Source organism: Christiangramia gaetbulicola, assembly GCF_003054225.1.
GTDB classification, from domain to species: Bacteria; Bacteroidota; Bacteroidia; order Flavobacteriales; family Flavobacteriaceae; genus Christiangramia; species Christiangramia gaetbulicola.
The window spans coordinates 759,678-772,949 of record NZ_QBKQ01000001.1; the positions used below are offsets into that span (position 1 = coordinate 759,678).

13 protein-coding genes are annotated in these 13,272 nt (G+C 39.1%); 5 read left to right on the forward strand and 8 right to left on the reverse strand.

Annotated elements, in window-relative coordinates; translation table 11 throughout:
• Positions 1-13 precede the first annotated feature (13 nt).
• From C8P64_RS03450 to mutY, 5 genes are all read right to left on the reverse strand, one after another.
• Positions 14-2,974 (reverse strand): SusC/RagA family TonB-linked outer membrane protein, encoded by a 2,961-nt coding sequence (locus tag C8P64_RS03450; RefSeq protein WP_108170646.1) that lies wholly within the window; start codon positions 2,972-2,974, stop codon positions 14-16.
• A gap of 89 nt (positions 2,975-3,063) precedes the next feature.
• Positions 3,064-3,627, reverse strand: coding sequence for a gliding motility lipoprotein GldD (gene gldD, locus C8P64_RS03455; RefSeq protein ID WP_108170647.1), 564 nt, complete (start codon positions 3,625-3,627; stop codon positions 3,064-3,066).
• Positions 3,624-4,946 (reverse strand): gliding motility-associated protein GldE, encoded by a 1,323-nt coding sequence (locus C8P64_RS03460; RefSeq protein ID WP_108170648.1) that lies wholly within the window; start codon positions 4,944-4,946, stop codon positions 3,624-3,626. Before C8P64_RS03460 ends, gldD begins: the two co-directional genes overlap by 4 nt.
• Positions 4,947-4,967: 21 nt before the next feature.
• Entirely contained in the window at positions 4,968-5,447 is a 480-nt protein-coding gene (locus tag C8P64_RS03465) for a single-stranded DNA-binding protein (RefSeq protein WP_108170649.1), read from the reverse strand.
• Between the two features lie 109 nt (positions 5,448-5,556).
• Positions 5,557-6,609, reverse strand: a complete 1,053-nt coding sequence (gene mutY / locus C8P64_RS03470; protein WP_108170650.1) for an A/G-specific adenine glycosylase — start codon at positions 6,607-6,609, stop codon at positions 5,557-5,559.
• A 140-nt stretch (positions 6,610-6,749) separates the two neighbouring features.
• Between mutY and C8P64_RS03475 the strand changes: the two genes are divergently transcribed.
• The 5 genes from C8P64_RS03475 (at position 6,750) to C8P64_RS03495 (ending at position 10,381) form a co-directional block, all read left to right on the forward strand.
• Positions 6,750-7,040, forward strand: a complete 291-nt coding sequence (locus C8P64_RS03475; protein WP_026933206.1) for an HU family DNA-binding protein — start codon at positions 6,750-6,752, stop codon at positions 7,038-7,040.
• A gap of 315 nt (positions 7,041-7,355) precedes the next feature.
• Positions 7,356-8,894 (forward strand): Rne/Rng family ribonuclease, encoded by a 1,539-nt coding sequence (locus C8P64_RS03480; RefSeq protein WP_108171265.1) that lies wholly within the window; start codon positions 7,356-7,358, stop codon positions 8,892-8,894.
• Between the two features lie 215 nt (positions 8,895-9,109).
• Positions 9,110-9,592, forward strand: a complete 483-nt coding sequence (locus C8P64_RS03485) for a YciE/YciF ferroxidase family protein (RefSeq protein WP_108170651.1) — start codon at positions 9,110-9,112, stop codon at positions 9,590-9,592.
• Positions 9,593-9,714: 122 nt separating this feature from the next.
• Entirely contained in the window at positions 9,715-9,915 is a 201-nt protein-coding gene (locus C8P64_RS03490; RefSeq protein ID WP_108170652.1) for a hypothetical protein, read from the forward strand.
• 40 nt (positions 9,916-9,955) lie between these two features.
• Positions 9,956-10,381 (forward strand): regulatory protein RecX, encoded by a 426-nt coding sequence (locus C8P64_RS03495; RefSeq protein WP_170106634.1) that lies wholly within the window; start codon positions 9,956-9,958, stop codon positions 10,379-10,381.
• Here C8P64_RS03495 and C8P64_RS03500 read toward each other — a convergent pair.
• The 3 genes from C8P64_RS03500 to bioB are packed head-to-tail and all read right to left on the reverse strand — an operon-like array spanning position 10,371 to position 13,231.
• Positions 10,371-11,237, reverse strand: coding sequence for a cupin-like domain-containing protein (locus tag C8P64_RS03500; RefSeq protein WP_108170654.1), 867 nt, complete (start codon positions 11,235-11,237; stop codon positions 10,371-10,373). The genes C8P64_RS03495 and C8P64_RS03500 overlap by 11 nt on opposite strands.
• 14 nt (positions 11,238-11,251) lie before the next feature.
• Positions 11,252-12,121: a cupin-like domain-containing protein gene (locus tag C8P64_RS03505; RefSeq protein WP_108170655.1), complete on the reverse strand. Its 870-nt coding sequence runs from the start codon at positions 12,119-12,121 to the stop codon at positions 11,252-11,254.
• 18 nt (positions 12,122-12,139) lie between these two features.
• Entirely contained in the window at positions 12,140-13,231 is a 1,092-nt protein-coding gene (gene bioB / locus C8P64_RS03510; RefSeq protein ID WP_108170656.1) for a biotin synthase BioB, read from the reverse strand.
• Positions 13,232-13,272 lie beyond the last annotated feature (41 nt).

Here is a 13,272-nt window from a genome sequence, read left to right on the forward strand (position 1 = left end):
ATTGTTCTTTCTTTTAGAAGTTAACGTTTAAATGAAAATTAACGAACCTTGACATTGGGTAAGGCGTAACCTCAACGTTATTAGCCAGAACGTTGTTACCGAAGTTCGATACTTCAGGATCATAACTGTTATAGTCAAATATATTGATCAGGTTTCTTCCTGAAACTCCAACTTTAATGTTGGATGCATATTTGATGAAGTTATTTGGAAGCGTATAAAACAATCCAACCTCTCTTAGTTTCAAATAACCGGCATCCTCAATAAAAGGACCTGGATTCACGAAGGCCTGACTAGCTCTGTACTGTCCATTACTAAGCTGTCCGCTTGGGTCGAGATCTGTATCATTATAATCCCAGGTAGTACCTGCAAGGTCATAAAGTAAGGTAGTTAAATTTATATTATCCCCGCCTTTTTTCCAATGCCATAAAAAGGTAAAATCAAAGTTACCGAACTTGATTTCGTTATACCAGGACATCTGAAAATCTGGCTCTGCATTTCCATACACAAAGAATCCGTCACCTTCGGGATCTCTTTCTGCAATTTCTTCTGCAGTAAAGGCATCTGCATCATAAGTACCTACGATCTGCGTTGCACTTTTCCCTTCCTGAATAAGGAATGTTCCCAGACCTGCTGCAAATCCACCATTAGTAAAAGATGGCACATCCAGACTGGTTACTTCAGATTTATTTTTCCACCATTTAAAACTGGCGTTCCAGGAAAATTCATCTTTTTCCATCACGATGGCATTCAATCCAAGTTCAACCCCTTTGTTCTGAAGTTCTCCTCCGTTAACAACCTCTGTAGTAAAACCAGAAGAAGTTGGGAATTGAGATTGAATTAACAGGTCCTCGATGGTCTTATCATAGAATGATACTGAAAAATCAAGTCTCTTATCAAATAATGCGAAGTCCAGACCGTATTCTAATTCTTTTTGTCTCTCTGGTCCAATATTCGAATTTCCTCGCAAGTTCGCCGGGCTTAACCCTGATGATCCATCAATAAACTGGGCATCCATTAAGGAAAAACGATCATTGAAATTCGGGAATCTTCCGGCCTCACCATAGGCTATCCTTGGTTTAAAGACATTTAGGAAATCTAAATTCCAAAAATCAAATTCATGAAGATTAACCGCCAGGTTGGCTTTTGGATAATAATACATTTCGTTTGCATCCCCGTTATTAGTGGATTTATCTCCTCTAATACCCACGGTTCCAATGATCTTATCATCAAAATTTACTTCCTCCTGAACAAAGAAACCTTTATCCCTTTGTGGCCTGATCACCTGGTTGGTTGAAACGTTGGTAGATTGTCCCAAATTGGTTTGAGAACCATTAAGCCCTGTGGCAATAGTAATCACTGTATTCCTGTTGAAATCCTGAAGGAAACTACCCGCCTGAGTGGTAAAGGCAAGCCCATTATCCAGATCCAGGTTATGAACAAGGAATGCAGATAAGTTGTAATTGGTATTCACAGTAGAACCAGATATAGATACACCTCCAAGAGAACTTGGATCCCTGAAATAAGTAAGTTCACTCGGGAAGATACTGGTAGTTCTTAAAGTATACTGGTCAAAACCACCTTCTAATACCAATTTAAGTCTTTGGCGATCTGTAGTTAATAGCTTCACATTAGTCTTGGCACTTCCTATAAAACGATTTACCTCTTCCCTGTTCGTGGTTAAAGCTACTGTTTCCAGCACGTTAGAACCCGCTCCCCCAAAAGGATAAATACCATCTACAGGATATAGATCTTCCCATGGATAGGTAAATGCAAGGGCATAACCTACAGTTCTATTGGCATTACCATTATTAAAAAATCCTCTGTCAGATTGAGAATTGATATAATTACTGGTTACATAAAGATCCAGCCAGTCATTGAATTTCTGGCCAATGTTCAATCTTACCGAGCTTTTCTTATATCCTGTATTATCTACAAGACCCGGCTCGTTTCTATGAGTTGCACCAAAGAAATAGTCTGTTTTTTCGTTCGCTCCGGAAGTTGAAAAACGAGTAGTTGAAGAAACTACCGTATTATCGAAAAGTTCAGCCTCATAATCATTCAAAGTTGGGTTATTAGGACCTCCAAGCGCGGTAATTTGCTCTTGAGTATAGTCTCTTAAACCAAGCAGCTGCGTAGGAGTTCTTAGACCTACTACCTGAGAGAAAGTTACTTTTGGTAGTCCCATTTTACCTCGTTTAGTTGTAATAAGCACAACCCCACCGGCAGCACGGGATCCATATATAGCAGCAGCCGAGGCTCCTTTAAGGATCTCCACACTTTCAATATCCTGTGGATCTATATCTGCAATACGGTTAGAAGCATCATCCTGATTGGTTGAAGGGTTACCACCACCAGCAGCCTCGCTAACGATATTGTTACCCAAACCAATGGAAGAGTTATCCACATACACACCATCCACGATAAATAGTGGTTGCTGATCTCCAAAAATGGAAGTAACCCCACGCAGTCGCATAGAAATACCACCTCCAGGAGCACCGGAGTTGGCTTTAATTTCAGCTCCATTAAATTTACCAGATAGCGCTCCATCTAATCCAGATTGAACGGTAACTCCGGTCAATTCTTCTGCTGAAACCGAGGCAACAGCGTTTGCGGTATTAGATCGTTTAGTAGAAGATGCCAGACCGGTTACAACAACTTCGTCCAGAGCCGCAGCAGATTCACTTAATCTAATTGTTATCGGGGAATCATCTGTGAAATTTCTTTCCTGGGTTTCAAATCCGAGATAAGAGAACACTAAAGTTGTGGGAAGTGATTCTACCGTGATAGAGAATTTCCCCTCAATATCACTGGTTGTACCATTGCTGGTTCCTTTCTCCAGAACATTAACGAATGGCACAACCTCACCAGTGGCCTCGTTAATGGTTGTTCCTTCCAGAACTTCCTGAGAAAGAAGTAAAGAAGGACAAAGCAGAAAGAAGATCACTTTGAAGTAACTCAAAGAAAATTGCTTCATAATTGTTAATTTTAAAGTTTGTTTAACAATTATAAGCTATTTTATCATTGTTTTAACTTATCTATTGAAGATGTTACAAACATTGAGTGTTAATAATTCCATTTTAAACTCTCCATTAAATGCCGGATATCTTTTTTTAAATATTCCGCGGCAGGAACTATGGAATCAAAATTTGGAAGGCTTTCGAAGTACACAGAACCGGTTAGAAAATGATCTGTACTGTCAGTTAAATAGAATTGAGCCTGGGAAGCGGCATTACCATCCACCTGGTAAAACATGCCGTATGTTTTATTGAAGTTATTAGTATAGACATCACCCTCGATCACATCTGCTTTAATAGTATGCTGCAATGGCAGCTTCTGGGCATCTGTCAATAAAGAATCAAGATTGTTCTTCACCGGCTGATAGGTTATAAAGATCGAACCTTTCATTTCATCGTAATCCAGCTGAATCCAGCAGGGAATGCGGTTTCTTGAAGGTGAGATCTCTGCGATGGCATTCTTCTCGAAGCTATAGGGACAGCCAATATCCACTCTTTCATATTCTGCCTCGGGATACTCCAAAGCAAGAAAGCCCTTTGGTTTTGGCTTGGGATCATCTTTACATGAAACACATAAAAAAATTATGACTAGAAAGGCCAATATCAATCTCATACGGGCTGTATACTCAGTTTAATTTGCTTGATTCGCTTATCATCTATCACCTCAACTTTAAAGGAGTAATTAAGGAAAGTGATCACATCGTTCTTTTTCGGAAATCCACCGGAAATTTCCAGCAGGAAACCAGCCATGGTATCGGCCTCCCCTTTCTGATCCTCAAAGACCGTTGGATCTTCAATTTTTGCGATCTTATAGAAGTCTTTTAGCGGGGTTTTTCCTTCAAAAACGAAATTATTTTCGTCCAGCTTAGAATAGATAAGGTCCTCATCATCAAATTCATCGCTTATATCCCCTACTATCTCTTCAATAATATCTTCCAGGGAAATCAATCCGCTGGTTCCACCATATTCATCAACCACAATTGCAAGATGATTCTTCTTGTCCTTGAATTCATTCAAAAGATCATCTAGCTTCTTATTCTCAGGAACAAAATAAGGTTCGCGAATCAGACTGATCCATTCAAAATCCTTTTCATTCAGGTATGGGAGCAGATCCTTGATATAAAGTATTCCGGTAACATTATCTACGTTCTCTCTATAAACCGGGATCCTGGAATATCCATTTTCAATAATTTGAGGAAATATGTCACTGAAAGAACTTTCTTCATTCAGGGCGAAAATATCCATTCTGGGTCTCATGACCTGCTTGGTATCTGTATTTCCAAAACTTACGATTCCCTGCAGAATCTTATGTTCTTCGCGGGTTGTATCCTCGTCGCTAGTTAATTCAAGCGCCTGGGAAAGGTGATCTATACTTATAAATGAACGTTGCTTCCCGAACCTTTCATGAAAATACAACGTCACTGCACGCATGGGCGTACTTAACGGAGAAATAAGAGTGTCCAGGAAATTTATAGGATAAGCCATAAAATTAGAGAACTGCACCTTATTCCTGCTTGCGTAAACCTTCGGCAGGATCTCCCCGAACAAAAGGATTAGAAAGGTCACCAATCCAACCTCGAAAAAGAAACGCAGATCTATTCCGTAAAATTCGGTATTAACCCCGGCAAAGAGATCATCGGCAAGGCTATCGAACAAAAGAACAATAGCGATATTTATAAAGTTGTTAGCAACCAGAATGGTCGCCAGGAGTTTTTTAGGCTTTTCAAGAAGATTGATTACTATATTTTGTGTCTTGGACCTTTTACCGTCTTCTGTAATAAAATTAGCCGGAGTTAGGGAAAAGAAGGCTACCTCTGCACCCGAGATCAGGGCAGAACATAACAATAGCACAAATAAAAATATCAAGCTGATAAGTTGGGGAATTCCCATTATGGTCCACAACAAAAGCAAACTGGGAGGCTCCGAATCCAAAGGCACAAATTTTAATTAAACTTAGAATGGTAAATCGTCTTCCTCTTCTTCCTGAGGGTAAGACTCATTCTTATTTGCAAAGCTATCACTTTTAGGTTTAGCAGGCTGTTTTTCTTGCATCTGTGATTTATTTCCAGATGGAGAAGGTTCAGCTCCAGATTCATTCTTCGGGGTTAAAAAGGTAAAATCTGTACAGTGAATTTCTGTTGAATACCTTTCATTACCCTGATCATCCTGCCATTTACGGGTTTTAATACGCCCTTCTATATAGACTTTATCACCCTTTTTCAAATATTTTTCGCAAATCTCGGCAGCTTTATTTCTCACTACAACATTATGCCATTCGGTACTGGTTACTCTTTCACCAGTAGTCCTGTTGGTGTAACTCTCGTTAGTAGCAAGTGGGAAACGACCAATAGAGCCACCCCCTTCAAAATAATGCATTTTAACATCATCCCCTGTATGTCCTATTAACATTACTTTGTTCAATGTACCTGTCATTACTATTATTATTTATACCGAAAAACGGTTATTTGGATTAAAATTTATTCTAAAATACTAAAAATTTTCAGCTGAATATGCAAAAACGGGCAAAGATATAAACAAGCAGCTATTTATAATCATCAGGAAGATATTCATTCAAAAAATTTCCTATTAGCACCGGAACAGGATAATTCATCACCTCTTCGAGACTTACAGATCTTTCCTGCAGACCCTGAGTATTAACCAGCCAGAAAAGGGTATACAAATGCTGGTGCGACAACTTATGCACCACCGGCTCCTCATTATACAGTTCCAGGGAATATTTCTGTTCCTGTATCAATTCCTTAAAAGAATCGAGCTGCACCAGCTCATTTTCTGCACTTAATTTTTCAGTTTCAATTAGCGGGAATTGATATAATCCATTCCAAATGCCTTTCCCGGTGCGCTGTTCCAGAATAGTATTTTCATTATCCAGATCGAAAACCAGGTAATTAAAGTAACGCTTCTTTATTTTAGTTTTTTTCAGCTTTATCGGTAGCTCTTTAATTCGCTGATCTTTTAAGGCAAGACATTTCTCATTAAAAGGACAGGTTTCACAATATGGATTTTGAGGCTTACAATGCAAGGCTCCAAACTCCATGATCGCCTGATTGAAAGTGGCAGGATCATCCTTATCTAGTAATTCCTGGGCCAAAGCTTTAAATTCTTTAATACCTGGTGTACTATTAATAGGAGTGTCAATTCCAAAAATACGGGACAACACCCTGTAAACATTGCCATCTACAACGGCTACAGGTTCATTATAACAGATAGAGGCAATGGCACTAGCAGTATAATCACCAACTCCTTTAAGTTTTAGCAGTCCTTTATATGTATCGGGGAATTTTCCGTCAAGTTCAAAAGCAACATATTTTGCTGTTTCGTGAAGGTTTCGGGCTCTGGAATAATACCCTAATCCCTGCCAGAGTTTTAGCACTTCGTCTGCCGGCGCATTGGCCAGGTCAAAAACGCTGGGATAGGCTTCAATAAATTTATAATAATAAGGTAAACCCTGCTCTATTCGCGTTTGCTGTAACATTATTTCGCTGAGCCAAATTTGGTACGGTTCGTGAGTCTTTCTCCATGGCAGATCTCGTTTATTATGCAAGTACCAAAGTGTCAGTCTTTTGGAAAAAACCATAGTAAAATAAGAATATCCGCAATAATAGGAGTTTATTCCGTTATTATTAGTGAATTAGGTTTGAAATATTGCAGATTTAATTCTTATATTTGCCCCCTTGAAAAATTGAAACCCCAATTAATAATTTAAATAGCACGAAAATGACGAAAGCAGATATCGTAGCAAACATTTCAGAAAAATTAGGAATGGAAAAAGGAGACGTACAAGCTACTATCGAATCCTTCATGGACGAAGTAAAAACTTCTCTAGAAAGTGGAGATAACGTTTACCTTCGTGGTTTTGGAAGCTTTGTGGTAAAAACAAGAGCTGAGAAAACCGGTAGAAACATTTCTAAGAACACTACAATTAAGATTCCTGCACACAACATTCCTGCATTTAAGCCTGCAAAGATTTTTGTTGAAGGTGTAAAAACGAATGTTGAAGTAAAATAATTGATCCTCCCGCTTTCGCGGGAGCTCAAAAGAATTTTTTATTAATTTAAATGACATTGCACTATGCCAAGTGGTAAGAAAAGAAAAAGACATAAGGTGGCTACGCACAAGCGTAAGAAAAGAAGAAGAGCAAATCGCCACAAGAAAAAGTAGTGTGACAACTACTTTTTTTATTTAAATCGTTCTTTGAAATCGAAACCCCGACACGTTACCTATGTCGAAGAGGTTTCTTCAGGATTCAAAACCTGTGAAAAAAATAATGTTTAATCCATCTATGTTTGTTTAACAACAGATATGGATAAAAAATCTGGAAGTGTGGACAAAGAATTAATTATCCGGTCCGAACCTTCTGCTGTAGATTTTGCCTTATTAAAAGATGGAAAACTTATTGAGCTCAACAAAGAAGAAGACAGCAATAAATTTAATGTTGGCGATATTTATATCGCTAAGATTAGAAAAGCTGTACCTGGGTTAAATGCCGCATTTGTAAATGTAGGTTATGAGAAAGATGGTTTTTTACACTATCATGATCTGGGACCTCAGGTTTCTTCTTTATTGAAGTTCATAAAACGTGTAAGCACAGGTAAATTAAAAGACTATTCTTTAAAGAATTTCACTTTTGAAAAGGATATAGACAAAAACGGTACAATTACCGATGTCTTAAAATCAAATCAGTCGCTACTGGTTCAAATCGTAAAAGAGCCCATCTCTACAAAAGGCCCGAGGATAAGCTCAGAGCTTTCCTTACCCGGCCGTTATATTGTATTAGTACCTTTTTCAAACCGAATTTCAGTTTCACAGAAAATTGAAAGCAAAGACGAAAAGGAACGCCTCAAGAGACTGGTAAAAAGCATTAAACCCAAAGGTTTTGGGGTTATTGTAAGAACCGTAGCCGAAGGCAAAAAAGTAGCAGAACTGGACAGAGATCTTCAAAATTTAGTAGGTCGCTGGACAGCCATGTGTAAAAAATTGTATAAACCGCATCATCCTTCTAAAGTACTGGGAGAATTGAACAGGGCATCGTCCCTGCTAAGAGACATTTTTAATGACTCCTTTACTTCTATTTGCGTAGATGATGAAACGCTTTATACCCAAATTAAAGATTATGTGAGCGAAATTGCTCCAGAAAAAGAATCAATCGTAAAATTGCATCAATCCAACCAACCCATTTTCGAAAAGAGTGGTATCGAAAGACAAATTAAAACTTCCTTTGGGCGCACCGTATCCATGAGCAAAGGCGCCTACCTGGTCATAGAACATACCGAGGCTATGCACGTCATCGACGTGAATAGTGGTAACCGTTCAAACAAATCCAAGAACCAGGAAGATACCGCCCTGGAGGTGAACATGATAAGTGCTACCGAGATAGCCCGCCAGTTACGACTTCGTGACATGGGAGGCATCATCGTGGTAGATTTTATCGACATGAATAAAGCCGAGAACCGAAAAGCGCTTTATGATCACCTTCGAAATGAAATGAGTGACGACAGGGCAAAACACAAAATTTTGCCTCCAAGTAAATTTGGATTAGTACAAATTACGAGACAGCGCGTAAGGCCAGAAATGAATATCAAAACCCGTGAGGACAACCCGAACGGTAACGGTGAAATTGAAGCACCTATTAGTTTGGTAAACAAAATTAAAGTGGACCTTGAAAAACTGATCAAGAAAGACCATAAAAAGATCACGCTTAGCGCACATCCATTTATTGCCGCCTTTTTAACGAAAGGCTTTCCATCTCCCCGATCTAAGTGGTTTGTAGACCACAAACGTTGGGTGAAAATTTTACCTCGCGATGCTTACACGTATTTAGAGTACCACTTTCACGATAAAGACGGGAAAGTGATCAAATAATAAAAAACGCCTTTCAAGCAATTGGAAGGCGTTTTTTTATGCCTTGTTTTGAGCTAAAAAACTTCCAATTAACTCAATACACCATTTTTTTTAATCCTATCAATAACACCATCAATTATTTAGTAAATAACCAACAAAGCTTTAGTACACCTTTAACTCGGCCACCTCTTTTTCAGGATTAGATTTATCAATTATTAACCAATAAATATGAAATCATGAAAGATTTAAAAGAGTTGTTCGAGCACCAGTTGAAAGACCTGTATAGCGCAGAAAGTCAATTGATAAAAGCGCTGCCAAAAATGGCTAAAAATGCCAATGACAAGAAATTAAAGGATGCCTTTGAAGCCCATCTGGAAGAAACAAAGGAACACAAAGAAAGACTGAATGAGGTCTGCAAGGAACTAGGTATTAAGCCAACTGGAGAAACCTGCAAGGCAATGAAGGGACTAATTGAAGAAGCTGAAGATTTCTTGAAGGAAGACGCTTCTGAAGAAGTTAGAGATGCAGGATTAATTGCTGATGCACAGAGGGTAGAGCATTATGAAATTTCAGGATATGGCACGGTGGTGCGTTATGCAAAAGAACTTGGGCATAAGGATATCGCTAAAAAACTTCAGAAAACTCTCGACGAGGAATATGACGCAGACAATAAACTGGATAAACTCGCGGAAGGCAGATTGAACAAAAAAGCTAAATAATATCTTTCAAAAGTAAACTACAGAAGCCTCCCTGAAATGGGAGGTTTTTTTTATGCTCTAAAGCGAACGTGATTCAATAAGTTCCTGCCACTATTTTTGGCTTAAACTTCTATATTTGAAAAATGAGAAAGTATTCTATTTTCGCTAGTATCATAACACTCATCCTGGGCTTTGCTTTTTATGGAGAATATATCACCATCAATATCTTCGACACCTATTACCTGATAGCAGCGGAAGTGGTTTGCTTTGCATTCTGGGCGCTTTTCATGCTGATCTTACTCATTATTAATCTGAAAAAATTCCTTTCTGGCCGTGGAGAATAAAAATAAATCACATACGGTTGAAGAAGCTCTTCAAAAACTGATGCATTTTTGTGCGTATCGGGATCGTTCCCAGAAAGAAGTAGAAGATAAGCTGGATAATTTGCGCATGATCCCGGAAGCAAAGGAAAAGATCATCATTACCTTGATGCAGGAGAATTTCCTGAATGAGGAACGCTTCGCCAGGAGCTTTGTTCGGGGAAAATTCAGGATCAAAAAATGGGGGCGCATAAAGATCACCCAGGAACTTAAAAAGAGAGAGATCTCCTCTCCCATCATCAAACTTGGCTTAACCGAAATAAAAGAATCAGATTACAGAAAAACCCTTTATGAACTGGCCGAGAAAAAAGAGAAGAAGATAATAGAGCCCAATCCTTTTAAAAAGAAAAAGAAACTGGCGGATCACTTATTAAGAAAAGGCTACGAATCGCAACTGGTTTTCGATTGCATAAATGATATTATAGACTAATATCATTCTTTTTATGAGTGCGTTTTACCGCCTGCTCATTCTTATAATCTATCCATTTCTGCCCTTTCAACTTTCTCATATAATTATCAAAATACCTCATGAAGATTATGTTGTACACGGCTTTAGAGAAATTGGTGAGTGTACGCGGAGTTGCTCTTAAACTCATGGAAAATCCAGCCGTGAGATAGGTCATATGATGCCAGTATCCTTCAGGCATATAAAGGGCTTCCCCATGCTTTAGATCTGTAACGTAACCGCTGGCAAGTTTTAGCGCAGGGAATTTTTCGTAATCGGGTTTATTGAAATTGATATCCTCTCGCGATATCAATGCATGTGGCACCTTGTATAAATGCTTACTCTCTGAAGGCGGAAATAAGATACATTGCTTTTTTCCGTGAAAATGAAAGTGAAGAATATTCGCATAATCTATATCATAATGCATAAAGACCCTGGAATTTTCACCACCGAAGAACAGCATAGGCAACTGTTTTAAAAACCTTAATCCAACATCTGGAAAATTGAAATCTTTTTGAAATTTCGGCACTTCCTTCATAAGATTATAAAGAAAGATTCTATAGTCTGTAGGGCCCGATTTTAGAAGGTCTATATATTCAGACATCTTCATTTCGGCATGCGCCTGGTTGAACTTATATTCAGAAGTTATAGGCCTGTCATCATATAAAGGAACGGTCTTGTCGCCGGCAATTTTCTTGATGTAGTCAAGATCCCACTTCTTATATGCCGGCCAGTCCTCGATCAATTTCTCGATCACTACCGGTTTTTGTGGCTGCACGTATTCCCTCAGGAAATCTGATTTGGTGATACTTTCTACTCTAGGTATTTGTTCCAGTTTCATGCGTGCGTGCTTCTTTATTCTATTCCGGCGTTCTTATGTGTTCTTTTTATGGCGATTTCGTTCTTATGATCTATCCATTTCTGACCCTTCAATTTACGCATCAAATTATCATAATTGCGCATAAACAAAAGATTATTGAGAACTTCTGCGATCTGCTTTGGAGATTTTGGAAGCGACCTAAGGGTCATGGATAGGCTTGCCGTCTCATATTTTATAAAGTGCCACCAGTGGCTTGGAATATAAAGTGCATCACCATGCTTAAGCCTTGTTTCGAAACCTTTTGCCTGGGCCAAAGCCGGATATTTCTCAAGATCGGGGTCATCCATATCTATGATCTCCATGCTCACAATAGAATAAGGCACCTTATAAATTAGACCAGTCTGGTCTGGCGGATAAAGAATGACTTTCTTTTCGCCAACAAAATTGAAATGAAAATTATTGGCGAGATCCATGTCATAATGCATCACCACTTTAGATCCTTCTCCTCCTACAAAAAGCACGGGAAGTTTTTTAAAGAACTTCACGCCTAGGTCTGGATATTCAAAATCTTCCAGTAATTCCGGGCAATTTTTAAGCAGGTTGAAAAAGAACATTCTCAGGTCTGTAGGACCCTGCTCAAGAATATCTATATATTCCTTGAATGGAATTTTTTTAGCTACTCCATGAGAATTCTGTCTTCCCTTCGCGGGCTTCCCGTCATATAAAGGCACCACAACCTCGCCTGCCTTTTCCCTGAAGTATTCGAAACTCCATTTCTTATAGGCAGGCCAGTTTTTGGTGAGATCTTCAATTACTACCGGTTTTTTCGGTATAAAATACTCCTGCAAAAATTCTTCTTTAGAAAGATCTTTTCTCCTGGGAATATTTTGAAGATCGAGTTTCAAAATTTTATGAATTAAAAGCTATGCTTTTGTTTTTGCCTTTTGCTGGGCTTCGAGATTTCTGTCAATTTTATGAGCGGGACGGGTCCATTTTGGCTTTTCTCCCTGGCTTTTATATTTAGAATTTTCAGCATCTACGCTTTCGGGCTGAGATTTCTTTTCAAAAGCTTTCTGCGGATTAAGACCAAGCATTTTGAACATTTCCATATCCTCGTTCACATCTGGATTTGGAGTTGTAAGCAACTTATCTCCTGCAAATATTGAATTAGCTCCGGCAAAGAAACACATCGCTTGTCCTTCTCTACTCATTTGAGTTCTTCCTGCTGAAAGCCTCACCTGGGTCTCAGGCATCACGATACGCGTGGTTGCCACCATTCTTATCATATCCCAGATCGGCACCGGCTTTTGCTCCTCTAAAGGCGTTCCTTCAACTGGAACCAAGGCATTGATCGGTACAGATTCCGGCTGCGGATTAAGAGTTGAAAGCGCCACCAGCATTCCTGCCCGGTCTGCCTCACTTTCTCCCATTCCTATGATCCCACCACTACAAACGGTAACATTCGTTTTACGAACATTCCCAATAGTATCAAGTCTGTCCTGGTAACCGCGGGTAGAAATAACCTTTTTATAATATTCTTCTGAAGAATCCAGGTTATGGTTATAGGCATAAAGTCCGGCTTCGGCCAAACGCTGCGCCTGATTTTCGGTAAGCATACCCAGGGTACAGCAAACTTCCATATCCAGCTTGTTGATGGTTCTTACCATCTCCAACACATTATCGAATTCCTCACCATCTTTCACATTTCTCCAGGCCGCTCCCATACAAACGCGGGAACTTCCAGAAGCTTTTGCTCTTAAAGCTTGCGCCTTTACCTGGTTCACACTCATAAGATCGTTCCCCTCAAGATCTGTATGATAACGGGCTGCCTGTGGGCAGTAGCCGCAATCTTCAGGACAACCACCTGTCTTTATAGACAACAGGGTAGAAACCTGAACGGTATTAGGGTCGTGATGCTGACGGTGAATGGTAGCCGCTTCATAAAGCAACTCCATAAAAGGCTTATTATATATTTCCAGGATTTCCTCTTTGGTCCAATCGTGTTTTAATGCCATGTAAAAAGATTTGAATTCAAAAATAACTAAAACTAAGGTTT